The following is a 26,139-nucleotide window of genomic DNA, read 5'->3' on the forward strand; positions in this document are numbered from 1 at the left end:
AAAAAACGTACCTTTGCTACCCCTATTAATGTAATAATACTGATTACTTTAAAAGAGAATGTGTGTGTGTAAACAAATTATAATTTTTCCGGTCTTTTCTATAAATGAAGCTCTTCTATGGCAATCCAAATGAACGACAATGAAAAATCTCTTTTCGTTTCTCCTTCTGAACAAGAAGCTGTAGAAAGCAAAATTGTATCCCCTATTTCAACCGGAGAAAACAAAACTTCTTCTTCCAAACCTGTTCTCCTGATTGCCGAAGACAATTCAGACAATTACCTGTTGTTAAAATGTATTTTACAAACAAACTTTCAGCTGATTCATGCCTGGGACGGCGAAGAAGCCGTAGAACTTTTCAAAAAACACCAACCGCAATTGATATTAATGGACATCCGCATGCCTAAAATGAACGGATACGAAGCTACTGCAGAAATCCGTAAAATCTCGGTTACGGTTCCCATTATTGCGGTTACAGCTTATGCTTATGCCCAGGATATTGAGCAAATACTGAAAAGCGGATTTAATTCCTATCTTTCAAAACCGATAAATATCGTCGGTGTAAAAGAAAAAATACAGGAAGTATTAAAAAAGTAAACTCCCTTTCAGATTCTCCAGAATTGATGAATTCCAACCCACCCCAAGCTAAACTATTCCTCTAATTTATTCTGCCGTAATCTCAATCATCCGGCTAGTAGTCGGTTGGGTGGTAAAAACAGCTAAACCGATTTTCATCAGATAATCTCCGGAAAATACATTTCCATTTTCTGAAAATTTCGATTTCTGTTCCGGCATAAGATTTATTTCCTCCACTCTGTACTGAAGGGCCGGATCCAAACCTTGCAGCCGGACCGGAAAAAGTTTTTCCCCGAAACGGGGGTGAATATTATAGGCATACAGCACTGCTTTTTTCTTATCTTTAGCCACATAAACCAAAGCAGCATGTTCTGTTTCATAGGGAGAAACCAACCGAAACAAATCCCCACCTAAAATAACCGGTTTCAGACGTTTAAAATTTGCCACGGCTTCCCGGCAGAATGCCTGTTCTGCAGCACTCCTATCTGCCATACTGATATCGAACCCCAGTTTCCCCATCATAGCGACATCTGTCCGGAATTTCAGAGGTTGTTTTCCCCAGCTGGTCACATGTGCACACAAAGTATTGGCCGGAAAAAACTGAGAAAACCCCCATTGGATAAATATCCGTTCTACGGGATCTGTATTGTCACTTGGCCAAAATTCCGTAAAATATTTCAACGCCTCATAATCACAACGGCCTCCGCCGCCCGAACACAACATCATCGGCAAATGAGGATACTTCACCTGAATACGCTCTAAAACTTTATATATCCCCCGTACATGATCTATATACAATTGAGATTGTTTCTCTTTCAAATAAGGGGAATAAATATTTGTAATCGGACTGTTACAGTCCCATTTAAAAAAGGCTATTTCCGGATGAGCTGTCATCAGCTTATCCACTACCCCGTAGACATAATCCTGAACCTTCGGATTACTCATATCTAAAACCAATTGATTCCGAAAATAATAGGTCTCCCGATTGGGCTGATGAATCACCCAATCCGGATGTTTTTCAAATAAATCGCTCTTCGGATTCACCATTTCCGGTTCTATCCAAATTCCAAATTTTACTCCGGCTTTTTCTGCTCCTTTTATCAAGGCTCCTATCCCATTCGGCAGCTTATCACGCATCGGTTCCCAATCTCCTAAACCGGCCTTATCGTGATTACGGGGATAACGATTTCCAAACCAGCCGTCATCCAATAAAAACAGATCTACTCCCAATTGCTTTGCTTCCTGCATCAAATCGAGTAATCTCTCTTCATTAAAATGAAAACCCGTACTCTCCCAGTTATTCAATAAAGTGAGGCGGTCTTTCTCTCCGTCTTTTACCTGATAACGACGGGCCCAATCGTGGAAATTACGACTGGCTTCTCCTCTTCCTTTTTCACTCAGGGTAAAGATAAATTCCGGCGTCTTGAATATTTCTCCCGGCTTCAGTTCATAAGGAGAAGCATAAGGGTTAATGCCGGATATTATACGTAAATTTCCCTCATTGTCCACTTCAAAAGTAAACCGGAAATTTCCGGTCCAGCCGAGGGTACCCAACAACACATTCCCCTGGTTCTCCGCTATCGGTTGTCCGAATCCCAATTGAAAAAACGGCGAAGTATGCATAGCAGCCCGTGAACCGAGTTTCGTATCCAGAACTTTCTTTCCGAAGAGCAGTTCCTGAGCATTCATCACGACTTCTTTCGCCCAGTCCCCGCTGAATTCCGTCAGATAATAATGCGGACTCTCAAAATAAAGCATAGCGGAAGCATAACGGAATAAAGTCACCGGCTTTTTTTCCTGATGCCGGATCTCCGTCCAGGTTTTGATAATATTTTCCTTTTTAAAAGTCCTGTAATACAGTTTCACTTCTATAGGATAGACGTCGTCCCTCAGTATAATACTCGTCTCGGAAACATTTTCATCTATTTTTCGTGTTTCAGAAGATACATATTTTAAAAGCGTCGTCATATTTCCGTCCTGATGGATAATCCCCAAAGCCGGTTCGAAATAATCCTCCATTCCCGAAGCCGGATAAGTTTCCCATCCCTGCTCAGCAATACGACTACCGGAACCGCCACGGGAAAAAGCCGGGAAATGTTGCATATCGGATTCGTTAAGCAAACGCGGTCCCAAATAAGACTGATAGAGCCGGCCATTAGAAGCCACCCGAAGGATCAAATCCGTCGCATCGGTCGATATTCTCAAAACTCCCTCCTCTGCATACGATCTCACGAATCCCGCACAAAAGAACAAAAATAATAGCAGCTGTTTTCTCATAAAACAAGGCTTTAGATTTACAGTTTAAACGACGATAAAGGACGACACATATCCTCATTCCACCTCATGAGGGCAAATATAATAATAAAGAATGAAGCAAACGATCTCCTTTTCGAAATCCCGGAAACAATTTCTAAAAATACAAAACCGACTTCCTTTTTTACTTTTCAACATTCGGGAAATTTTCTTTTTCAGCACCATACACCCGGTATACCCATAACCGCTTATCGGCATAAATCTTAAATGTTCCGGCCAGGGCCTCATTCAAAGTTCCCTGCCACCAATTGGTAAAGGCAGAAAGAGGATACACCAGGCCTTCCCCTGAAAGAGAGCGACAATCCCGGTTGAATACAGAAACCTGTTGTCCCGGAAAGCATTCAAATTCGGCATCTCCGCATACCGGCGTAAACAGTCCGTAATCGGTCAGCATTTGCACATCAGCCTGTGCCTGATAATCCGATAAAAGACTGATATTTCCCATCGTATGATCTTCCCGTTTTCCTGTCGCTCCTAAAATAAACAATTTTTTCCATCCTCTTTTCAAACAATACCGAAAAGCCTTACTTAAATCATTGGTTTCCTGTTCCGTTTCCCGATGAATCAAAGCGGCATAACGCTCCCGCAAGGCAAGATTCAGAGAATCGCCATCCCCTACAATGGCTTCAGGTTCCCGTCCCCATTGTATCAACGCCTCTGCAGCCCCATCACAACAAACAATTCGCCGGCAACGGTACAAAAACGACAAAGGTAAAGGATGTACCGGAAAACTCCCGTCGGCTAATATGACGGCTTCCGGTTCTGCTACCGTCTTTACTAAAGGATAATAATTCATCATGAACACTTTAAAATGAACGGACAATCATCTTCCGCCACTTCAGATAACCAAAGAAAGCGATAAAAGTATAAAAACCATATAAACCTGCATAAAAAGGCAAGCCTTTATACACATATAAGGCGCAACTCACTATATCGACCACTACCCACACCAGCCATTGTTCCGCCTGTTTATAAGCCAGCATCCACATGGCTGTAATACTCAAAGCTGTTGTGAGGCTATCCAACCAGGGAACTGTGCTATCCGTAAATCGAATCAACACCCAGGCAATCCCCAGAAACAAGAGAATAGAAACAGCGGTTAACGGTAAAATCTGCTTCAAAGGAGTGTGTATGACCGGCCGTTCTTTTTTTCCTCCAGCCCCTTTCAGCCACAACAGCCAGCCATAAATACCGGCTAGTAAATAATAAATATTGATTCCAAAATCAGCATACAAGCCGGCCTGGTAATATACCATCAAACTTAGAACAGGCATGATTATACCTGCCGCCCAAAGCCAGATACTGGCTTTATATTCGAACCAAAGGTAAAATAAACCGACAATCGTTCCTGTAATCTCTAACCAATCCATGCGATACAATTAAAAAGCGGAAACTCTTTTTCCCAGTTCTATTAAAAACGTAATGTTAAATACGCCAAAACATTGATCCCTGCATTGGGATAATAAGCCGCATCAGAAATAAGTTCCGGTTTCACGCCGGCCGGTTTTGTACCGTCTGTCGTCGGATATACTGCCGTACAACTAGCATAACCGTTACTCTCGTATTCCTCGTCAAACAGATTATAAACGGATATACCGAGGGTGACAGCCTTTGCCAAAGGCAATTGAAAAGTATAATTCAAATTCAAATTGTTTACGAAATAAGCCTCCAACATACATGCTTTATCTCCGGAATTATTCAGATACTGTTTACTCACATATTGCGATTGAAAAGAAGCATCCCATCCTTTACAATGAAAGGAAATCAGACTATTTCCCATAAAATCAGGAGAAAATGAAATCGGGCTACTTCCCAGATAACGGGTCGTCTGAGAAATTGTACCTTCTGCCGTATACAAACCCTCCCCGTTCAGATCCACATCGTTTCGATATTCGGTATAATGTTTGATCCGGTTCCGGCTCCAGGTAGCATTTACATCCCAACGAAGCCAGTCGGTAAAACGAACGCCAGCCGAAAATTCCGCACCTGCCCGATAACTCTCCTTTACATTTGCTGACACCGCTTCTCCGATCTCATTTAACTGACCGGTTAATACCAATTGATTCCGGTAATCCATATAATACAAATTTATACCGGCAGAAAACCGGGCCGAACGGAAAGCATACCCCCATTCATAATCCAACAAACGCTCAGCCTTGGGCAATTCCGTAAAAAAGCCATCCGTATAATTATTCCGGGTAGGTTCCTTCTGGGCAACAGCAAAGGAAGCATACATACTGTGCTGATCAGCTATCTGCCAGAATAAACCCGCTTTCGGATTAAAAAAATCAAACGTCTCATCCAGATCCAAAGGTTGCATCCGCCCGGCATTCCAATCCCATTTATCGTTCACTCCCCGAATCGTATAATGAATACGACGGTATTGCAAATCAGCATAGAAATACAAACGACGCACAATCTCATAATTTATACGTCCGTAAACATTCGCATCCAGCTTCCTCCCAGTATTTTCATAAAACTGGTGATCCGGAGCCAAATTCCCCATATAATTTTTCACCCATATTACCTTTCCGTCATGATCATTTTTATATTTATTGACTCCTCCTCCCAGCGACATCTGTAACTTATCCGAATGATAATTCAGGGAAAATACCATTCCTCCGAAATCACTCTCCACATTTTTCTTCCGCACCAAATCGCTCTTTTTTACAGGCTCCGAAATTCCCGGTATTTCATAAGGTTTCAACCCATATTCTATCAGGCTACGTTTGTTTTTATATTCCTGATAGTATCCCTTTCCGCGGGTATAATGAAAAGCAATATTCAGGTTCCACCCGGGACTGAAAATGTGATTAAAAAGCAATTGATAATGAGTTTGCCGATATACATCCAACTGATCTTTATAAAAACCGATTACCTCGCCCTCCTCATTTTCAATTTTTCCATTCGGATTGTAAGTACGGTTTGTATCCAAAGTTTCCCGGGGAATGCCATCCCAGGCGTGATAAGTCTCTTCCTCGCCACTGAAAGTGATCAATTTCAGAGTAGTATGATCTCCGTAATAACCGGCTTGCGCGAAATAGGATTTTAATTTAGCAGAAGCCCTGTCCCGGTACCCGTCACTTCCGATATGAGAAAGCCGCAAATCAAAAGCCCAGCGATCGTATAACAAACCCGTTCCGAGCTTTACCATCTCTTTCTGAGTATTAAACGAACCATAGGAACCGCTCAGTTCGGCAGAAGGATTTATAGCGGTATTCTCCGTCTGCATATTGATACTTCCTCCAAAAGCTCCCGCTCCGTTCGTAGAAGTTCCGGCTCCTCTCTGTATTTGAATATCCTGCAAAGAAGAAACCAAATCCGGAGTATTTACCCAGAAAATAGAATGACTCTCTGCGTCATTCATCGGTATTCCATTAGCAGTCACATTGATACGGGTTGCATCCGTCCCCCGGATTCGTATTCCGGTATAGCCGATTCCGGCTCCGGCATCTGTAGTCGTCAATACAGAAGGCGTCATTGTCAAAAGGAAAGGAATATCCAAGCCGATATTCTGCTTTCTTAAACTCTCCTTATCCAAATTGACAAAAGCAACAGGAGTCCGGGCCGTAGCCCGCGTAGCCAATACCTGCACTTCTTCCAACTGAACATGCCTCAAGGTATCCGCCTCTCCATTTTCAGCAATAGCTCCATAGCTCATCCCCAACAAAGCTATTGTTAATCCAATTTTTTTATTCATTTTCTGCTTTATCATAACAGAAAGGCGCACATCTGTTACATTTCCCTCCGCCGGCATTATCCGGAACAGGTTCAATGGGTATGATCTCAGCCCGTCGTGTTAAGGCACCCCTTCTGATGGTTAATAACGGCCACGAAGATAATCTATTTTCATGGGATTACAATATTCTCCCTTCCCTATTCTAAAAGTGTGCCCAAAGCCCCCTTTTCACTTCAGACACACTTCTGTTTAAAATATGTTAGCCCAGCAATTACTGTTCCTTTGTCAAAGCGTGACAAAGGCTGCTAATGCTCCGAATACGACCAATAACAAGATAATACCTATCAAAGAAATCACCAATCCTGCTATGGCTAATCCCCTCGGCGGCTTAAACATACCACAAGCAGAAAAAATAAGTCCCAGCAACCAGATAATCCAGCCTAAAAAGGGAACCCAACCTAAAAACAAAGCGATCAAAGCCAGTACAAAACCCGCTGTCCCCAACCCATTGGAACGGGGAACGGGTTGCTGATTAATGACAATCGTCTGTTTCGGTTGATCCTGATTTTTTGTTTCTAATACTTCCATAAACTTTTTTTATAAAAAATAATTGTTTCCTCGATGTATTCGAATTTACGAACGTTTTTTATTTATAAATCCTCTCATCTTATTTTTTACGTCAAACCCCGATAGAAGTTCAAATGTAATAAAAAAACTTATAGGTTGTATATTTATGTAAATATTTCTATGACTCTCCTCAAAAAGAAAGCCCGTCCCAAACCGGAAGCAGGTTTAGGACAGGCTTTTCTTGCGTCTCTAGAAAGATTATTGTTCGCCGTACTTCATTTCAGCATGACGTTTATATCCTTCATATCTCCATTTTGCATTTGCTTCTGTCATTTCGAACAGTTTTTCTGCATCTTCCGGAGCAGCTTTCACCAATGAGTTGAAGCGTACTTCCCCCATCAGGAACTCGCGGAACTTAGAATAATCCGGTTCTTTGGAATCCAGTTGGAACGGATTTTTTCCTTCTGCTTCCAGCAGTGGATTATAGCGATACAATTGCCAGTAACCGCATTCTACAGCCTTTTTCTCTTCTGCCTGTGATTTGCCCATACTGGCTTTTAAGCCATGGTTGATACAGGGAGCATAAGCGATAATCAAAGAAGGACCCGGATAAGCCTCTGCTTCTTTAATGGCTTTCATATACTGAGCTTGGTTCGCACCCATAGATACCTGGGCTACATAAACGTAACCATAAGATATTGCCATCATACCCAGATCTTTTTTGCGAACACGCTTTCCGCTGGCTGCAAATTTAGCCACAGCTCCTGTAGGGGTGGATTTTGAAGACTGACCTCCCGTATTCGAGTATACTTCAGTATCCAACACCAGAATGTTCACATCGTGTCCGCTGGCCAATACATGGTCTACACCGCCGTAACCAATATCGTACGCCCAACCGTCACCACCAAAAATCCACTGAGACTTTTTAGTGAAATAGGGTCTTAAATTCAATATTTCTTTAGCTACAGGAATACTTTCTTTTTCCAAAGCAGCAGCTAATGCATCACTGGTAGCGACGGTTTTTTCTCCATCTTCATAAGTTGCTATCCATTCATTTACGGCATTCTGAGTCTCCGAAGAGAAAGAATTGATATTTTCGTCCAACAACCTCTTTACTCTCTCTCTCAAGCGATTTGCTCCTTCAGCCATACCAAAACCGTATTCTGCATTATCTTCAAACAGAGAGTTTGCCCAAGCGGGTCCACGCCCTGTTTTATAATTCGTACAATAAGGTGTAGAAGGGGCAGAAGCTCCGTATATAGAAGAACAGCCTGTCGCATTGGCCACCATCATCCGTTCGCCGAACAACTGAGTGATCAATTTAATATAAGGCGTCTCTCCACAACCAGCACAAGCTCCGGAGAATTCGAATAAAGGCTGAATAAACTGAGAATTCTTGACATTGGTCGGTTCAACAACTTTCTTATAACCCACTTTTTTATCCATGTATTCCCAGCGTTCGATTTCTGCAGCCTGGCTTTCCAAAGATTTCATGATCAAAGCCTTATTCTTAGCCGGACAAACATCAGCACAGTTTCCGCAACCGGTACAATCGAGCGGAGATACCTGAATTTTAAACTTATAGCCAGCCAGTTCCTTACCAATAGCCGGTTTAGCTACCGTTCCGGCAGGTGCTGCCGCCAACTCTTCCTCTGTCATCAAGAAAGGACGGATAGAAGCGTGAGGACATACATAAGCGCACTGATTACACTGTATACAATTCTCTACCTGCCATTCCGGAACATTTACCGCAATCCCCCGTTTTTCGAACTTTGATGTACCACTGGGGAAAGTACCGTCTTCTCTGCCCAGAAAAGCGCTGACAGGCAGATCATCACCCTTTTGAGCATTCATGACGTCCACTACTTTGCGAATGAATTCCGGACGGGCTTCGTTCTGTGCAAGCATTTCATCCGGCAGATTTTTCCAGTCAGCCGGAATTTCCACCTTTATCAGATTTTCTTCCTTTCCTCCGGCATCAACAGCCGCATAGTTCATGTTGACAATCGCTTCTCCTTTCTTACCGTAAGTCTTCACAATCGCAGACTTCATTTCCTGAACAGCCAGCTCGTAAGGAATTACATTGGTAATTTTAAAGAAAGCACTCTGCATAATGGTGTTGGTACGATTCCCTAATCCTAATTCCTGCCCAATCTTCGTACCGTTAATAATATAAAAATTGATATCGTTGTCAGCCATATATTTTTTCATATGGTTCGGCAAATGCTTTTTCGTCTCTTCCGCATCCCATAAAGAATTTAACAGGAAAGACCCTCCTTTTTTCAATCCTTTCAATACATCATACTGATTGATATAAGCAGGCACATGACAAGCTACAAAATCGGGCGTCGTAATAAGGTAAGTGGAACGAATCGGTTCGTCTCCGAAACGCAGATGAGAAGCAGTGAAACCACCAGATTTTTTAGAATCGTATGCAAAATAAGCCTGACAATACTTGTCGGTAGCCCCTCCGATAATTTTAATGGAATTCTTATTTGCCCCTACCGTACCGTCAGAACCCAAACCATAAAATTTAGCTTCATAAGTGGTGTCGTGCGTTACCTTTACTTCTGCTTCCAAAGGCAGGGATTTGAAAGTAACGTCATCTACAATACCGACTGTAAATTGGTTTTTAGGTTCGTTCATGGCCATATTTTTATAAATGGCTATAATCTGTGCAGGAGTCACATCTTTAGAACCCATTCCATAACGTCCGCCAACAATCAGCGGTGCATTCGGCTGGCCATAGAAGATATCTTTCACATCCAGATAAAGGGGATCGCCATTTGCTCCCGGTTCTTTTGTCCGGTCGAGCACTGTAATCCTTTTCACCGATGCCGGAACAGCCTCCATAAAATATTTAGGAGAGAAGGGACGATATAAATGCACGGCAATTAACCCCACTTTCTCCCCTCTGGCCATCTTATAATCGATCACTTCCCGTATGGTATCGGTAATAGATCCCATAGCAATAATAATATTTTCGGCATCCGGAGCACCGTAATAGTCGAACGGACGGTATTTTCTCCCGGTGATTTCAGACATCTTGTCCATATAATAGGCGACAAGATCCGGAACGACTTCGTAAAATTTATTCGAAGCTTCTCTTCCCTGGAAATAAATGTCAGGGTTCTGAGCCGTTCCCCGGGTAACCGGAGTTTCGGGATTTAAAGAACGTTCCCGGAAAGCCTGCAAAGCTTCCATATCCACCAAGCTTCTGAGATCTTCCATATCCACAGCCTCAATTTTCTGAATTTCGTGGGAGGTACGGAAGCCATCGAAGAAACTGACAAACGGAACACGGGATTTAATAGCCGTCAAATGAGATACAGCAGACAAATCCATCACTTCCTGCACAGAACCGGAAGCCAGCATGGCAAAACCGGTTTGACGGGCAGCGTAAACGTCAGCATGGTCTCCGAAAATATTTAAAGCATGAGCTGCCAATGCACGTGCACTCACATGGAAGACACAAGGCAATAACTCCCCAGCTATTTTATACATATTGGGAATCATCAGTAATAATCCCTGAGAAGCTGTATAAGTTGTAGTTAAAGCTCCAGCCTGCAATGAACCATGAACGGCACCCGCAGCACCGGCTTCCGATTGCATTTCAATCACACGTACGGTTTCCCCGAACATGTTTTTACGTCCCTTGGCGGCCCATTCATCTACGTTCTCAGCCATAGGCGAAGACGGAGTAATGGGATAGATGCACGATACCTCACTGAACATATAAGCAATATGTGCAGCAGCAGCATTACCATCACAAGTCAAAAATTGTTTTTCTTTTGCCATCTTTATAAAATTAAATGAATCTTACTTCCATTGAAAACCGAAAGTGAGAAAAGGAAATAATAAATTTACTTTTTCCATTTCTACTTTCTGCATTCTCTGTTTATTATTTAATACTAATTCTATTTTTCTCTCAATATACAAATCCAGCCAACCATAAAGGAATAATATTTCCCTTTCCCCGTTCTGCCATATCCTCCATGACAATCCCTTCCCGGCGGTTTCTGCTCCTCTCTCCTTCCCGACAAACGTTTACATTATACGTTCCGTCAATCAGAAAATCAGCATTTTCCGAATAATTAATGCGGTGCACAGGGCACAATTGACTCAATAAAAATGTTTTATGCATAACCCCTGTATCCACTTCATCTAAACATACGGCATTCAACAGATTCGGGTTATGAATATACAATTTATTCGGTTTCCGCCCACTGTCTTCCCCGTCCTCCTCCGGTAACAATAAAGTAAGTAAACGGGCATTTTTCATATAATACAGATAATTCAATACGGTCGCCCGGGAAACCCCGATCTCACTACTCAACTTACTGATATTAACCGTACAATTCCCATCTCTGGCGACAATATAAAGTAATTTTTTGAGCTTAGTCAGGTACTTCAATTCAATTTGATTGTTATAGGGAATATCAAATTCCAAGGTCAAATTAATATTTTTTAAAAGATAATCGATATGCGATTTTTCCTCTAGATAAATCGGATAATACCCATAGCGAAGATAATTTCCGAAATAAGCCAGCGGACGGATACGACACAAAATATCATTTACAATCTTTTCGTGATTTTCTACAATCTCCTGAAAGGAAAATACCGGAAAATGGATACCGGTTTCCAATTCCAAAAATTCCCGGAAAGACAGCCCACTTAAATTGTACATCTCTACAATTCCTTTCAAATACTCATTCGATTTAACCCGTACAATAGAAGAAATCGTAAACACGATCTGCAGATCCGGAAAAGAACGGTAACAAGCCAATAACTCCTTATCCCAACCCGGATATTTATGCACCTGATCCAATAGTAAAACTTTTCCCCCCAATTTGTAAAAACGTTCGACAAAATGATAAAGTCCTTCAGCCGCAAAAAAAAGATTGTTGATGTTAATGTACAAACAAGAATTGTCTTCAGCATAATATTCCCGACAATACTCCAATAAAAAATTGGTTTTCCCCACTCCCCGGCTCCCTTTAATAGCAATTAAACGACCGTTGCGGTTGATCTCATCCGAAAGCCCCCGGCGTATCGCTGAAGTACGCTCCTTTAAAAGAGTAATATGTGTGCTGCGTAAACTATCCATTTTTCCTTTCTTGCCACGCAAATATAATAGAAAAACAGATAATTTGCAATATAGAGATTACAATTTTTATTCTAAATTATTATTTAGACTTATTACAAATTGGCTATAAACTAAAAATAGAGGTTGATAAACGGCATTTCCCAGCAGTACAAGGAAAAGTAACGAAAACGTTTACATGAATTTATAAAATAAAAAACGTCCGTAAATCCAAATACCAAGGTGGAACAATTATTTTTTTAGATATAAAACGTCCGTAAATCCAGATGCCAAGGCGGAACTATTACTTTTTAATAAAAAACGTGCCTTCTGCTAGTTAAGTTCTTCAATAAAGTTAGTACCTTGCCGAAATAAAATTTCAAATCTAACTTCTATGATAAAATCAGTATTTTTCAGTCTAGGGATTTTCTTGTCTTTAGGAATTTCCACCCTTTGGGCACAACAGAATGCCCCCCGTTCGGGTTATCAGTTTAAAGAAATTGCCGATCTAAAAGCGACGCCGGTTAAAAATCAGGCCAACAGCGGTACTTGTTGGTGTTATGCGACACTTTCTTTTCTGGAATCTGAATTACTGCGGATGGGCAAACCGGCTTACGATTTATCAGAAATGTATACGGTCCGGAATGCCTATTTTGAAAAAGGAATGCGTTATTTTCGTTTATACGGCAAAAATAACCTGAACGAAGGCGGACAAGCTCACGATGTGGTGGAGATGATTGCCAAATACGGGATTGTACCGGAAGAAGTATATCCGGGATTAGAATACGGTGTAGATCAGAACAACCATAGTGAAATGGTCAGCGGCCTGATTGGGTATATGTCGGGCATTACAAAAGCCAGAAATATCACCACAGCCTGGCCCAAGGCTTTGATGTCCATTATAGAAAGCTATCTGGGAAAAGCTCCGGAAAAATTTACTTTCCAAGGGCAGGAATATACGCCCCAAACTTTTGCTCAGGAATTGGGTATCCGCCCGGAAGACTACATTGAGCTCACGTCTTATGAGGCTTATCCGTTTTACGAACAGGTAGAGTTGGAAATTCCGGACAACTGGATGCACGCCCGTTATTATAATGTACCTTTGGACGATCTGATCGCCATTATGCAAAATGCCCTGAAAAACGGTTATACGATTGCTTGGGACGGAGATGTCAGCGAACAAGGATTCAGTCATGCTAAAGGTCTGGCCATTCTCCCGACCAACGAACCCCAAAATATGAGTGGTAGCGACCGGGCTCGTTTTGAGAAATTACCAGAAGCTGAAAAAAACAATCTCTACTCCTTCGTTGCCCCAGTGCCCGAAATGCAGGTAAACGATCAGAACCGGCAGAAAACATTCGATAAACGGAAAACGACAGACGACCATTTGATGCATCTGACCGGATTACTACAAGATCAGAACGGAACATACTATTATAAAACCAAAAATTCCTGGGGTACGGAAAGAAATCCGTTTGGAGGTTATCTGTATATGTCAGAACCCTATGTCAAAATGAAAACCGTAGCTATTCTCCTCCACAAAGATGCTATCCCGCAAAACATAAAAGAGAAATTAAAACTGAACTAACAGTATTCCCCCAATACCTCATTATTTTACACATTAGGGACGTGCCCTAATGTGTAATTTTTATATGTAAAAAAAATCGTTCTACCCACTTATCTGCATTTACGGACGTTATTCATAAAAAATAAATATTCCACCTACGGATATCTGTATTTACGGACGTTTTTTACCCTAACCCCTCAAAAGCGCCCCCTTTGCCTAAAGTTTCAAACCACTCTTACCTTTCCTTTCAGTTTCTCTCAAAACTCTGATTTATCTTTTCCCCAACAAAAAAGAAAAAACCCAGATTTCAATTAAATTCAAATTAATGCTTCTCTCCGACGCCGTTTATCGGAACTAAAATTTCCGATAAATTTTTCCATCAAAACGGAAATTCTTTCATCAGCGAATCGTCGGACGAGCTTTAATCCGGCATGAAATGCCATTAACTAAAATCTGAGTCTCTTCTTTATAGGATCTCCTCTATTGGTCGTTCATAGAGATGAGGAACTCTTCATTGGATTTTGTCTTTTCAAGCCGATCTTTTACAAATTCCATCGCTTCTATAGAATTCATATCGGTCAGGTAATTCCGGAGTATCCAAATCCGGTTTAAGACATTGGCATCCAACAACAAATCCTCACGGCGGGTACTGGAAGCTGTAATATCGACAGCCGGATAAATCCGCTTATTCGACAATTTACGGTCAAGCTGTAATTCCATATTTCCTGTGCCCTTAAATTCTTCAAAGATTACATCATCCATCTTAGAACCGGTTTCTGTCAGTGCCGTAGCCAAAATAGTCAAAGAACCACCGTCTTCTATATTCCGGGCTGCTCCGAAGAACCGTTTCGGTTTATGCAAGGCATTGGCATCCACTCCACCGGAAAGCACTTTTCCGGAAGCCGGAGAAACCGTATTATAAGCCCGGGCTAAACGGGTTATTGAATCCAGCAATATCACTACATCATGCCCACATTCAACCATACGTTTCGCTTTTTCCAATACAATATTGGCCACCTTTACATGCCGTTCTGCCGGTTCGTCAAAAGTAGAAGAAATAACCTCGGCATTCACACTGCGAGCCATATCAGTAACTTCTTCCGGACGTTCATCTATCAATAATATAATCAGGAACACTTCCGGATGATTAGCTGCAATAGCATTGGCAATCTCTTTCAATAATACCGTCTTACCGGTTTTGGGCTGAGCCACAATCAATCCTCTCTGTCCCTTTCCGATAGGGGCAAACATATCTACTACGCGGGTAGAAATGGTAGCCTTTCCATTTCCTGTAATATTGAACTTTTCATTCGGGAAAAGCGGCACCAAATGATCGAAAGGGATACGATCCCGCACGGCCTCCGGCGATTTGCCATTGATTTTTTCCACCTTGATTAAAGGAAAATATTTCTCTCCTTCTTTCGGAGGACGCACCGTACCTTCTACTGTATCCCCGGTCTGCAAACCGAAAAGCTTGATCTGACTCTGAGAAACATATATATCATCCGGAGAATTCAGGTAATTATAATCTGAAGAACGCAAGAAACCGTATCCGTCCGGCATGATCTCCAATACGCCCGCATTATTAATAATTCCTTCAAACTCATAATATTTATCCCTTTTGTCAAACTTCATTTTCCCGGGATTAGTATAAGCATTTCCGTTGCCGTTATTGGTATTTCCGCTTTCTTTTTCTTTACGTTCTTCCTCCTGTTCTTCACCTGTCTCCACCTGCATCGGAACTTCCGGTTGTATATTTTCTGCGTCAGAGGGATAATCGTAATCATTTTTTCCATATTCTTCCTCCGGTTCCATTTCCCCAAAATCCAAATCTTTTTCTAGGATATCCCTATGGGAAAAATGTACATTCTTCTCCTTGACGGGACGTTCTTGATAACGAGGACGTTTTTGTTCCTTGCGTTCCTGCGGACGTTCGGCCTGAACTGTCTCTTCAGCCACAGCAAGTGGTTGCTCCGGACGGACTTCTTCCCGTTTCACGTCTTCCCGCTTAGCAAATTTAGGTACTCCACCTTTGGAATCTCCCACCTTCTCTACTGAACGTACGACACGAACCCGAGGTTTACGTCCTCTCTTCCCAGCTCCTTCCGGTTGCTTAGCTGTTGACTCTGTGGCAGCAGGACGTATCTCAGCCGCCGCAATTGCTTGCTGATCCAAAATTTTATAAATAAGTTCTTGCTTTTTATAAGCTTCTATACGCTTAATGTTCAATTCCTTCGCAATTTGCCGCAACTCGGTCAGCAATTTGTCATTCAATTCTAAAATGTCGTACATATAACGATTTAATGGGTATTTAATTTTGTAGAAATATCACCTGGCATGAACCAGATGGAAATGAATATGGTACAAAATTAAGAATAAAAATTTTTATAACAAAATTGTTAATATCATTTCTCACTTTTAAAAGTTTAAAAATGCTTTATCACTGAATTTATGCTTTCTTTCGGAATTAGCCAATATTTTATAATCGAACTAAAGTTCCTAACGAATTCTCTTTTTATCAGCACGAAAGTTCTCCCCGCAAAAGTCAGAATGTCTTTGTCAAACTTGCTTGACAAACCATGTGTCTCTTTTTGAAAAACTTTTTATAACGACCTGTCTCTTTCGAATATTTTTCGTATCCGGCTATTGCACTTGCCAAACATCATTCATTTAAAAGAGCTATTTTTTTTATTTCGATTAATTTTAAGATAAGCTCTCCGAACAAGGTATTGGCCCAGGCAAACCAATGGCGGGTAAATTTTTCCGGATTATCTTTGTGAAACGATTCATGCATAAAACCGGTATCCCCGTCTGTATTCCGCAACATTTTTATACATTTCCGGATTTCGTCGTCTTCACAACTCGTCATCGCCCTCATAATAATGCTCATAGGCCAAATCATATCGTATCCGATATGAGGACCTCCGATTCCTTCTCCCGCCGTTCCGCGAAAAAAATAAGGATTATCCTTACTCCAAACCATACGACGAGTATTTTGATATATGGGATCTTTCAGGGATACGGTTCCCAAGTAGGGCATCGCCAACAAACTAGGGACATTCGCATCATCCATAAAATAATAATTTCCGAATCCATCGGTTTCAAAAGCATATACTTTTCCATATTTCGGATGCCGGACAACGGCATAACGCTGAACAGCCGAGTATACCTCTTTACTTAACAGCCGGCAGTCAGTAGCCAACTGACGGTTATTCCTTACTTTCTCCACTATTTCTGCCATTTGTCGCAAAGCCAGTACGGCAAATAAATTAGAAGGAATAAGAAAACCGAAAGTAGTAGCATCGTCCGAAGGCCGGAAGCAGGAAACAATTAAACCCACCGGGTTGACGGGATTTCCCCATCCGTCATTACTTAAAGTATCCAATTGCCGTTCTGTCTTCCGCTGAAATTTATAGGGTCCTCGGTCAACCTTTCGTTGTTGCTCCTTAAATGTCTGTACAATAAGAGTCATTGCCTTTTCCCAATCCCCGTCAAATACGGTCGTATCTGCCGTCGTCTTCCAATACTGATAAGCCAGGCGCACCGGATAACAAAGGGAATCTATCTCCCATTTCCGCTCGTGTATATAAGGCTTCATTTCTGTCCGGTCCGAAGCCCATTCACTGGATTCACTTCCATGCGTAAAACTGTTTGCATAACGATCCAACAAGATACATTGAGTCTGTCGCCGGATAACACCGGCTATTAAGAGACGCAAAGAGTCATCTTTTTTACACAAGGGTAAATAAGGCCATACCTGCGCCCCGGAATCCCGCAGCCACATCGCATTTATATCCCCCGTAATCACAAAAGTATCGGGCTTTCCGTCTACCATCTTAAAATCGACAGTGGTATCCAAGGTATTCGGGAAACAATTTTCAAACATCCAGCTCAGCTTCGGATCTTTCAACTGCTTTTTTACCTCCGAAATCGTCTCTTCTACGGCTTCTGAGGTGAAATGCCGCTCTCCGGCAGCTACCCGTTGGGTCTCAAAATTTTTTACAGAAATCTCTTCTGCCTCCAGCAGAGCCCCTTTTCCCATCAAACGCCCCAGAGGTGTAGCAGCCAAAGCAGTGGCAGCAAGAGCCATTCCCCCTTGCTTGATAAAATCCCGTCTTGTAACCATACTCTATTTTTCTTTGTTCAGACAACCTTAGAAAACGACTGCCTTCTCTCCGATCAAACTGTTTTTAACTATTTATTCACTGTAAGAATAGGGATATGCCTGTATCCCTATGCCCCTTTTCCGATCCGGTTTATTATCCATACGGAAATTCAATACTGCTCCTTTCTGTAAATCTCCGTACCTCAAATAATTTTTTCCATAAGTCTTTCCATTCAATTTCAACTCTTTGACATAAGGCGTATCTGCTCTATTATCCGAAGCCGTTATCACAATTTCCTTCCCATTTTCCAAATGAATCCGGGCCTTCCGTATCAAGGGCGATCCCAATACATACTGATCGCTCCCCGGACAGACTGGATAAAACCCCAAACTGGAAAACACATACCAGGCAGAAGTCTGTCCATTATCCTCATCCCCGCAATATCCATCCGGAGTAGGACGATACATTCGATCCATGGTCTGACGCAGCCAGTACTGGGCTTTCCAAGGTTCCCCTGCATAATTATACAAATAAATCATATGTTGAATCGGCTGATTCCCGTGAGCATAATTTCCCATGTTCATAATCTGCATTTCCCGAATTTCGTGGATCACTCCTCCATAATAACTGTCATCAAAGAGAGGAGGAACTTGAAAGACGGAGTCCAACATTCCCACAAAATTCTGATTTCCTCCCATCAAACGGATCAATCCTTGCACATCGTGGAAAACACTCCAGGTATAATGCCAGCTATTTCCTTCTGTAAAAGCATCTCCCCACTTCAGCGGATTGAAAGGAGACTGAAAAGTACCATCTTCATTTTTCCCCCGCATCAAATTGTGTTCCGGATCAAAAAGATGACGATAGTTCTGACTTCGTTTTAAGTATAGGTCTATTTCCGCCTGTGGACGTCCCAATTTTTTCCCGACCTGAGCAATGCACCAATCGTCATAAGCATATTCCAATGTACGGGCAGCACTCTCTTTTATTCCTACATTATAAGGAACATATCCCAGTTTATTGTAATATTCGTAACCATAACGGCCAGTAGATTTTATTTTAGGATGGCAACTGTTAGCGGTAGCCAGCATAGCTTCATACAGAGGTAAATGATATTCCCGGGGAGTAATGTCTTTTAAGATGGCATCGGATACCACAGAAGCGGAATTATTCCCGACCATACATCCTCTATGTCCGGGAGAAGCCCATTCTGGAAGGAAACCGCTTTCCTTATAAGTATTTAATAAACCCTCTTGAATCTTAGCATTCATAGCCGGATAAGCAAAATTCAACAAAGGGAAAAGACAACGGAAGGTATCCCAAAAACCGGTATCTGTAAACAGATAGCCCGGTAATATTTTTCCGTTATAAGGGCTGTAATGGATAGGCTTCCCGTCCGCCCCGTATTCGTAAAACATGCGCGGGAACAAAACCGACCGGTATAAACAGGAATAAAACGTACGCATCTGATCCAAATCTGCCTCGATTTCAAAAACGCCCAACACTTTGTTCCACACTTTTTCTCCTTCTGCTTTTACCCCATCAAAATCCAGCTCTCCCAATTCCTCCAGATTACGTTCCGCCTGTTCAAAACCAATAAAGGAAGAAGCCACCCGGGCATGTATTTTTTCGCCCCGACGGGTTTTAAATCCGATAATTGCCCCGACATGATTATCTGTCAATTCCTTCCCTTCACAAAGCTTGCCATCCTTCCATACAGCATAATATTCCAAAGGCTTATCCAATAAAATGACAAAATAATTTTTAAAATTCTGAGGTACCCCTCCACTATTGCGGGTAGTATAACCTATTATTTTATTTTCTTCGGGAAGAATACGAATATAGGATCCCCGGTCAAACGCATCTATCACAATCCGGCTTTCGTCGGATTCCGGAAAAGTCATCCGAAAAAAGGCAGCCCGCTCCGTAGGAGTAATTTCCGTTAGAATATCGTGTTCTGCCAGGTAAACGCTATAATAATAGGGTTTAGCGATTTCCGCCTTATGAGAAAACCAGCTGGCCCGTTCTTCCTCTGTAATTTTATTTCCCACGACGGGCATAATTGAAAACTGACCGTAATCATTAATCCAGGGACTGGGCTGATGAGTTTGTTTAAATCCTCTTAAGCGATAATGATCGTATACATACGCCCATCCATTTCCCATTTTACCGGTCTGGGGCATCCAGAAATTCATTCCCCAGGGACGGGCGATTGCCGGATAAGTATTGCCTGTAGACAACTGAATTTCAGAAAGTGTACCCATTAAAGGATTTACATAATCCGCATACTTTTTTTCGTGCGGGACAGCTCCCCACGTACCAGCCCCCCAACAAGCCAGTACTAAAAGTAAAATAAATTGTTTTCTCATTTACTTGAAGATTATCACATACTTTTTTAGAAAACGCTTAAAAATTTACATTTATAAACGTTTTTATCGATTCGTGAAGATAACGCCCTCTTCCGAAACCTCCAAATTTTATCTTCCCTTTTTATCTTTATACTTTAAAACCTTTTACAGCCTTGTCTCATAAAATAATCAAAAACCAAAGACCTATTTCTTCCGGAAATGTCAACTGCATTTCCGTCCCGACACAAGAGACCATTTTACCTTGTGGCAATTAAACTTTTCGGATATTCAAACATCAGGACGAGATCAAATACAGAATCAACACCTACCGCTGTCGCCGAAAGTAGTGGGATGTAAGAAAATTACTTTTTTGGTTTCAAAGAAATCTTCCTCAAAGAAGTCAGAAACCGGATAGATTCTTAAATCCGAAGCAAAAGGTCGGATTTCTTCTTCAAAATCGCCTCCCTTCAGGTATAAAATTCCATTGGGTAAAGTATTCCGGTCCGACCGGGCCAGTTTATCCTTTACCAAAGCGACGAAAGCCGGGAAGGCGGTCACGGCCCGACTGACGATAAAATCAAATTTTTCCGTTACATTTTCCACCCGCTTTTGTTCAGCCCTCACATTTTTCAATCCCAAGGCTTTTACCACTTCTTCTACAACTTTTATTTTTTTACCGATCGAATCTACCAGATAGAACTGCGTATCGGAAAATAATATTGCCAAGGGTATACCGGGAAATCCTCCTCCTGTCCCTACGTCCATCACCCGGCTTCCGGGAGAAAAGCGCATCACTTTTGCAATCGCCAGGGAATGCAATACATGATGAACATATAAATCCTCTATATCTTTCCGGGAAATGACATTTATCTTTTCATTCCATTCTCGGTATAGAGGGCCTAATCGTGCAAATTGCTCTCGTTGTTCTGTTGTAAGTTCAGGAAAATATTTACCAATAATCTCAAATTCCATGATTATGATTTATTTTATTCTCTTGTCCGGTCGTTTTTTATCTCTGCTTTTTAGGAGCTTTCTTTCTGGAGTCGGCATTGTATAGCGGCATCACCAACAAACACAAGGCTCCAACCACAATATAGAGTAAAGTCATCGTTCCGTGCGTCAACAGGGCAAATGTTTTACTCATACTCTCCACTCCTGGCGTATGAGGAAGATAAATCAACAAAGCGGCAATTACCATAAAATGCCAGGCTCCGATCCCTCCCTGCACCGGCGCTACCATACCATAACTGCTCAACACAAATATCGTTAAAGCCACCAAAGGCCCTAAACCGGAAGTAAATTCAAAACAAAAAAAACAGACATAAAACATAAGATAATAAAGCAACCAGATAAAAAGAGAATAAAAGATAAATAATCCCTTGTGCCTCACTCTTTTTATCGTCAATATTCCTTCTTTCAAGCCTTTTCCAAAACCTTTTAAGCGCTGATAAAAAGCCGAATGCCTCAGCAATCTCCACACCAGATAACAAACGGCCAGCAAACCGGCTAATACAAACAAAATCCAGCCGGAATGGAAAAGAGAGAGGAATTTATCCTCTATGCCTTTATTTTCCTCCAGAAAAAAAACGATTTGTTTGAATTGAGTCAAAATTACGACGAAAGTCAAACCCAATAATATCAACATATCGATCACCCGCTCTGTAACAACGGTTCCCAATAATTTTGCAAAAGGTATATCCTCATACTTACTCACCACTCCGCAACGGGTAAATTCTCCCATTCGGGGTAAAGCGATATTGGCAAAATAACCGATCATGACTCCCATAAAGCTATTTGCCAAACGAATCCGATAGCCCATAGAAGCCGTGAGCAATTGCCACCTCAGGGCCCGGCAAATATGACTCAATATTCCCATTCCAATAGCCACCCAGATCCAGGTATAGTCGACATCCTCCTTTAAGGCTTTTACCAAATCACTCCAATTCTGATCCCGGTATACCAACCAAAACAAAAAAGAGGTTATTCCCAGAAAAAGGAAAAATTTTATAATCCGTTTGTAAATAAGAGACATAAATACTGATTTTTTATCCAGGAAAACCGACCTGTCCGAAAGCCTTTTTCCTCTCCTGCTTCCTTTTAAGAATCATCCGGAACATACTTTTTCTCTCACAAAAGTATATAAATTAATTGAGGGGCTTTACAATTTTCGACCTATTTTATGTACTTTTGTCCCATGAGCATTGTAAAAGCAAAAAAAAGTCTGGGTCAACATTTCCTCAAAGATCAGAATATTGCCCGCAAAATAATAGACAGTTTATTACCTGTTACGGCTGAAGTATTGGAAATAGGACCGGGTATGGGTGTGTTAACCCGGCATTTACTGGAACAGGGAATTTTCGCTGTAAAAGCAATCGATATCGACCAGGAATCCATTGCTTATCTGCACAACGAATTTCCCTCATACCACGACAGGATTATCTTCGGTGATTTCTTGAAAACCGATCTCTCTGCTTGGTATTCGGCCCCTCTTTCTGTAATTGGAAATTTACCTTACAATATATCTTCTCAGATTTTTTTTCGTATCATCGAAAACCACCAGCTTGTCAGGCAGGTCGTTTGTATGATACAGAAGGAAGTAGCAGAAAGAATTACAGCGACGCACGGGAATAAGACTTATGGGATACTGAGTGTCTTTTTGCAGACATTCTACAACATCGAATATCTGTTCACAGTAAGCGAAAAAGTATTCGATCCGCCTCCCAAAGTGAAATCGGCTGTTATACGTCTTACCCGCAATGCGAGAGAACATCTGGAATGCGATGAAAATTTGTTTTTCCGGATAGTAAAAGCCGGGTTCAATCAGAGGCGGAAAACGCTCCGGAATTCATTGCGGCAAATACTTCCGCCCGGTTTTACGTCGGATGAACTGAGTTTACGTCCGGAACAACTGAGTGTGGAGGATTTTATCCGTCTGACTAGTGAAATCGGGGCATTCCAACAAAAAATATAATTTTAAATTTTAATCGTTCTTCATATGCATCAGTTTGAATTAACCCATGAATTTTTAAGTCGGCTGGAAGAATTAGTAGATGCCGGCAATAAGGAGCAGGTACAAGAGATGTTGCAGGACCTGCATCCGGCGGATATTGCCGAAATTCTGGAAGAACTGAATAATGAAAGGGCACAGTTCGTATTCCTTTTGTTGGATAATGAAAAAGGGAGTGACGTACTAGCTGAAATCGATGAAGAAGAACGAAACCGCTTTCTGGCGTCTTTTCCTCCGGAGATTATCGCCAAACGATTTATCGACAATATGGAATCGGATGATGCTGCGGATCTTGTGGGTAGTCTCTCCGATGAGCAGCAGCACGAGGTGTTGTCGCATATGGACGATCTGGAACAGGCAGGGGATATTGTCGACCTGTTGCATTACGATGAAGATACCGCAGGAGGTCTGATGGCCAAGGAGCTTGTCGTGGTGAATGAAAACTGGACCGTCCTGACCTGCCTGAGGGAATTGAGCCGGCAGGCAGAAAATATAGATGAAATTTACAATGTATATGTGGTAGACGACGATAATAAACTCAAGGGACGTTTGTCTCTGAAGAAAATGATTCTCTCTCCGACTTCTGCTAAAATCAGTAATTTGTACTACGAGGATATCACTTCCGTCAAAACCGACGAACCAGCAGAATCCGTTGCCCGCATTATGCAAAAATACGACTTGGTAGCGATTCCCGTTGTGGATTCGCTGGGACGACTGGTTGGCCGGATTACGATAGACGATGTGGTGGACGTCATTCGCGAAGAAGCAGAAAAAGACTATCAGATGATGTCCGGTATTACCCAGGATGTCGAAACTTCCGACAGTATCTGGTCGCAAACCAAAGCCCGGCTCCCCTGGTTGATTATCGCCCTGTTCGGAGGCATGGTCTCGGCTTATATGATTTCCCGTTATGAAGCGGAAATCGCCCTGTTTCCGGTCACAGCCATGTTTATCCCCGTGATCACGGCCATGGGAGGAAACGTAGGAATACAATCCTCCGCTATCGTTGTACAAGGTCTGGCTTCCAATTCTTTAAGTCTGAAAAACGGCTTCCAAAATATACTGAAAGAAATCGGCGGTGCTTTGATCAATGCCACCATCTGTTCTTCCATCATCTTTGTACTCACTTTATTTTTCGACCTGAATTCTCTGGCCATGCCCATTACCGTGACGCTTTCCCTGTTCATTGTCATCTTATTTGCCTCGGTTTTTGGTACGGCATTCCCGCTACTGCTCAACAAAATGCACATCGACCCGGCTCTGGCAACAGGCCCTTTTATCACCTTGACCAACGACATTATCGGACTAAATATTTATCTGCTTACCGGAAATGCTATTTTATCCTGTTTCTAACGAATAAAAGCATGACGGAAATGTTTTATGCTTTTTACATTCTTCTAAATTTGAATAATAAAGCTCGATATTATTCCGGCAAACGGCTAAAATAACCGTACCTAAGGGGTTCTGTGTGCATATTTATTTTCGTCAATTGCATAATTATAAGGTGTAATTATAAGGTTATTAGCATATTATACACTAATTTTGCGGCATTGATTTTAAAAGACAACTCAAAAATATTATATGGAAAAAGTAATTGAAGTAAATGTTCAATCGGAAATCGGAAAATTAAACGGAGTAATTATCCACACTCCTGGTGAAGAAGTGGAAAATATGACGCCGGAAAATGCCGAGAGGGCTTTATATAGCGATATTATCAATCTTTCTATCGCCAGGGAGGAGTATAAGCAGATCAAAGGTGTTTTATCAAAGCTGACCAAGACATTCGAAGTGAAAGATTTGCTCTGCAACATCCTGAAGGACGAAAAGATAAAAGCGGAAGTACTGAACCGGATTGAAAAAATCGAACCTTTTATCGGTGAAGAAGCCCCTAAAGGAAGTTTGAAAGAACAATTGATGGAAGAAGATGCGGAAAATTTATCCCGTATCCTCATCGAAGGGGTAGAAATGGTAAAAGATAATCTGACCAAATACCTGAGCAAGGATTGGTTCGCTATGCGTCCGATGCATAATTTATTATTTACCCGTGATGCTTCTATGAGCATCAACAATGAGGTTTTGATCGGACGCATGGCTAATGCTATCCGCGACCGGGAGTCGGTGATCATGCGTTCAATTTTCGATTTTACCCCGGAATTCAAAACGTCTACTCTGTCTCTTCCTGCTACTCCGGGAGCCACCTCCCGTATACAAACGATAGAAGGAGGAGATGTACTGGTAGCCCGGGAAGATATTCTGGTAATCGGGAACGGAGCCCGTACAAGTACACAGGCGATCGACTTACTGATGTATGAGTTTATCCGCCGGAAGAGCGAAAAGACACAGCATATTATTGTTCAGCAATTGCCCCATAGTCCGGAATCCTTTATTCACCTGGATATGGTATTCACCCTGCTGGATCGCGATAAATGTATGGTCTTCGAACCCCTGATCATGAATCCGGGAAGCTATCAAACCGTACATATCAAAATTCAAAACGGCAAATTACTCGGTATCCGGAGTGAAAAAAATCTGCTGAGTGCTTTGAAAAAACTGGGAATGGAACTGGAACCTGTGTTGTGCGGGGGTAGCGATGAGTGGAACCAGGAAAGGGAACAATGGCATAGCGGAGCAAACTTCTTCTGCGTAGGTCCCGGACAAGTACTGGGATACGCCCGGAATAATTATACCATGGAAGCGATGAATAATGCCGGTTTTGAAATTATCAAAGCCAACGACATTATTGACGGATCGACCGATATTTCCCGCTATCAGAAATATGTCATTACCATAGATGGTTCCGAACTTCCGCGGGGAGGCGGGGGAGCGCGTTGTATGACGATGCCCATCAACCGGACAAATATCGAATGGTAACCGTACAAAACATCAGGATTTACTT

At 41.9% G+C, this 26,139-nt stretch carries 17 protein-coding genes and 1 riboswitch; of the genes, 5 read left to right on the plus strand and 12 right to left on the minus strand.

What is annotated here, in order from left to right; genetic code table 11:
• The first annotated feature begins 117 nt into the window (after positions 1-117).
• Positions 118-594, plus strand: coding sequence for a response regulator (locus tag HMPREF9449_RS06340; RefSeq protein WP_009136421.1), 477 nt, complete (start codon positions 118-120; stop codon positions 592-594).
• Positions 595-660: 66 nt separating this feature from the next.
• On the opposite strand, the gene HMPREF9449_RS06345 is transcribed toward HMPREF9449_RS06340, so the two are convergent.
• The 7 genes from HMPREF9449_RS06345 to HMPREF9449_RS06375 form a co-directional block, all read right to left on the minus strand.
• Entirely contained in the window at positions 661-2,850 is a 2,190-nt protein-coding gene (locus HMPREF9449_RS06345) for an alpha-galactosidase (RefSeq protein WP_009136422.1), read from the minus strand.
• Between the two features lie 160 nt (positions 2,851-3,010).
• Positions 3,011-3,682: a thiamine diphosphokinase gene (locus HMPREF9449_RS06350; protein ID WP_009136423.1), complete on the minus strand. Its 672-nt coding sequence runs from the start codon at positions 3,680-3,682 to the stop codon at positions 3,011-3,013.
• A gap of 10 nt (positions 3,683-3,692) precedes the next feature.
• Positions 3,693-4,256 (minus strand): nicotinamide riboside transporter PnuC, encoded by a 564-nt coding sequence (gene pnuC / locus HMPREF9449_RS06355; protein ID WP_009136424.1) that lies wholly within the window; start codon positions 4,254-4,256, stop codon positions 3,693-3,695.
• A gap of 41 nt (positions 4,257-4,297) precedes the next feature.
• A complete protein-coding gene (locus HMPREF9449_RS06360) occupies positions 4,298-6,586 on the minus strand; it encodes a TonB-dependent receptor (RefSeq protein WP_009136425.1) in 2,289 nt (762 codons plus the stop codon).
• A gap of 25 nt (positions 6,587-6,611) precedes the next feature.
• Positions 6,612-6,708: riboswitch (TPP riboswitch) on the minus strand.
• A 142-nt stretch (positions 6,709-6,850) separates the two neighbouring features.
• Positions 6,851-7,153 (minus strand): hypothetical protein, encoded by a 303-nt coding sequence (locus HMPREF9449_RS06365; protein WP_009136426.1) that lies wholly within the window; start codon positions 7,151-7,153, stop codon positions 6,851-6,853.
• A gap of 237 nt (positions 7,154-7,390) precedes the next feature.
• Positions 7,391-10,930: a pyruvate:ferredoxin (flavodoxin) oxidoreductase gene (gene nifJ / locus HMPREF9449_RS06370; protein ID WP_009136427.1), complete on the minus strand. Its 3,540-nt coding sequence runs from the start codon at positions 10,928-10,930 to the stop codon at positions 7,391-7,393.
• Between the two features lie 130 nt (positions 10,931-11,060).
• The gene (locus tag HMPREF9449_RS06375; RefSeq protein WP_009136428.1) at positions 11,061-12,239 is read right to left on the minus strand and encodes an AAA family ATPase; all 1,179 of its coding nucleotides are present in this window, start codon (positions 12,237-12,239) and stop codon (positions 11,061-11,063) included.
• Positions 12,240-12,609: 370 nt separating this feature from the next.
• Between HMPREF9449_RS06375 and HMPREF9449_RS06380 the strand changes: the two genes are divergently transcribed.
• Complete coding sequence (locus HMPREF9449_RS06380; protein WP_009136429.1) at positions 12,610-13,803, plus strand: C1 family peptidase; 1,194 nt, start codon at positions 12,610-12,612, stop codon at positions 13,801-13,803.
• Positions 13,804-14,262: 459 nt separating this feature from the next.
• On the opposite strand, the gene rho is transcribed toward HMPREF9449_RS06380, so the two are convergent.
• The 5 genes from rho to HMPREF9449_RS06405 all read right to left on the minus strand — a co-directional run bounded on the left by rho (position 14,263) and on the right by HMPREF9449_RS06405 (position 22,268).
• The gene (gene rho, locus HMPREF9449_RS06385; protein WP_009136430.1) at positions 14,263-16,074 is read right to left on the minus strand and encodes a transcription termination factor Rho; all 1,812 of its coding nucleotides are present in this window, start codon (positions 16,072-16,074) and stop codon (positions 14,263-14,265) included.
• A 370-nt stretch (positions 16,075-16,444) separates the two neighbouring features.
• Positions 16,445-17,908 carry a glycoside hydrolase family 125 protein gene (locus HMPREF9449_RS06390; RefSeq protein WP_009136431.1) on the minus strand — a complete coding sequence of 488 codons (1,464 nt, stop codon included), beginning with the start codon at positions 17,906-17,908 and terminating at the stop codon, positions 16,445-16,447.
• 72 nt (positions 17,909-17,980) lie between these two features.
• Complete coding sequence (locus HMPREF9449_RS06395; RefSeq protein WP_009136432.1) at positions 17,981-20,257, minus strand: GH92 family glycosyl hydrolase; 2,277 nt, start codon at positions 20,255-20,257, stop codon at positions 17,981-17,983.
• A gap of 297 nt (positions 20,258-20,554) precedes the next feature.
• A complete protein-coding gene (gene rsmG / locus HMPREF9449_RS06400; RefSeq protein WP_009136433.1) occupies positions 20,555-21,208 on the minus strand; it encodes a 16S rRNA (guanine(527)-N(7))-methyltransferase RsmG in 654 nt (217 codons plus the stop codon).
• 37 nt (positions 21,209-21,245) lie between these two features.
• Positions 21,246-22,268, minus strand: coding sequence for a lysylphosphatidylglycerol synthase transmembrane domain-containing protein (locus HMPREF9449_RS06405; protein WP_009136434.1), 1,023 nt, complete (start codon positions 22,266-22,268; stop codon positions 21,246-21,248).
• Positions 22,269-22,430: 162 nt separating this feature from the next.
• Between HMPREF9449_RS06405 and rsmA the strand changes: the two genes are divergently transcribed.
• The 3 genes from rsmA (at position 22,431) to HMPREF9449_RS06420 (ending at position 26,114) form a co-directional block, all read left to right on the plus strand.
• The gene (gene rsmA / locus HMPREF9449_RS06410) at positions 22,431-23,207 is read left to right on the plus strand and encodes a 16S rRNA (adenine(1518)-N(6)/adenine(1519)-N(6))-dimethyltransferase RsmA (RefSeq protein ID WP_040611242.1); all 777 of its coding nucleotides are present in this window, start codon (positions 22,431-22,433) and stop codon (positions 23,205-23,207) included.
• A gap of 24 nt (positions 23,208-23,231) precedes the next feature.
• Positions 23,232-24,596, plus strand: coding sequence for a magnesium transporter (gene mgtE / locus HMPREF9449_RS06415; RefSeq protein ID WP_009136436.1), 1,365 nt, complete (start codon positions 23,232-23,234; stop codon positions 24,594-24,596).
• Positions 24,597-24,824: 228 nt separating this feature from the next.
• Entirely contained in the window at positions 24,825-26,114 is a 1,290-nt protein-coding gene (locus HMPREF9449_RS06420) for an arginine deiminase (protein WP_009136437.1), read from the plus strand.
• The last annotated feature ends 25 nt before the right edge of the window (positions 26,115-26,139 follow it).

It is taken from the genome of Odoribacter laneus YIT 12061 (assembly GCF_000243215.1).
Classification (GTDB): Bacteria; Bacteroidota; Bacteroidia; order Bacteroidales; family Marinifilaceae; genus Culturomica; species Culturomica lanea.

Bases quoted from the DNA above. Each gene is read 5' to 3' on its own strand.
- HMPREF9449_RS06340 (WP_009136421.1), top strand. From the start codon at position 118: ATGGCAATCCAAATGAACGACAATGAAAAATCTCTTTTCGTTTCTCCT.
- HMPREF9449_RS06345 (WP_009136422.1), bottom strand. From the start codon at position 2,850: ATGAGAAAACAGCTGCTATTATTTTTGTTCTTTTGTGCGGGATTCGTG.
- HMPREF9449_RS06350 (WP_009136423.1), bottom strand. From the start codon at position 3,682: ATGAATTATTATCCTTTAGTAAAGACGGTAGCAGAACCGGAAGCCGTC.
- pnuC (WP_009136424.1), bottom strand. From the start codon at position 4,256: ATGGATTGGTTAGAGATTACAGGAACGATTGTCGGTTTATTTTACCTT.
- HMPREF9449_RS06360 (WP_009136425.1), bottom strand. From the start codon at position 6,586: ATGAATAAAAAAATTGGATTAACAATAGCTTTGTTGGGGATGAGCTAT.
- HMPREF9449_RS06365 (WP_009136426.1), bottom strand. From the start codon at position 7,153: ATGGAAGTATTAGAAACAAAAAATCAGGATCAACCGAAACAGACGATT.
- nifJ (WP_009136427.1), bottom strand. From the start codon at position 10,930: ATGGCAAAAGAAAAACAATTTTTGACTTGTGATGGTAATGCTGCTGCT.
- HMPREF9449_RS06375 (WP_009136428.1), bottom strand. From the start codon at position 12,239: ATGGATAGTTTACGCAGCACACATATTACTCTTTTAAAGGAGCGTACT.
- HMPREF9449_RS06380 (WP_009136429.1), top strand. From the start codon at position 12,610: ATGATAAAATCAGTATTTTTCAGTCTAGGGATTTTCTTGTCTTTAGGA.
- rho (WP_009136430.1), bottom strand. From the start codon at position 16,074: ATGTACGACATTTTAGAATTGAATGACAAATTGCTGACCGAGTTGCGG.
- HMPREF9449_RS06390 (WP_009136431.1), bottom strand. From the start codon at position 17,908: ATGGTTACAAGACGGGATTTTATCAAGCAAGGGGGAATGGCTCTTGCT.
- HMPREF9449_RS06395 (WP_009136432.1), bottom strand. From the start codon at position 20,257: ATGAGAAAACAATTTATTTTACTTTTAGTACTGGCTTGTTGGGGGGCT.
- rsmG (WP_009136433.1), bottom strand. From the start codon at position 21,208: ATGGAATTTGAGATTATTGGTAAATATTTTCCTGAACTTACAACAGAA.
- HMPREF9449_RS06405 (WP_009136434.1), bottom strand. From the start codon at position 22,268: ATGTCTCTTATTTACAAACGGATTATAAAATTTTTCCTTTTTCTGGGA.
- rsmA (WP_040611242.1), top strand. From the start codon at position 22,431: ATGAGCATTGTAAAAGCAAAAAAAAGTCTGGGTCAACATTTCCTCAAA.
- mgtE (WP_009136436.1), top strand. From the start codon at position 23,232: ATGCATCAGTTTGAATTAACCCATGAATTTTTAAGTCGGCTGGAAGAA.
- HMPREF9449_RS06420 (WP_009136437.1), top strand. From the start codon at position 24,825: ATGGAAAAAGTAATTGAAGTAAATGTTCAATCGGAAATCGGAAAATTA.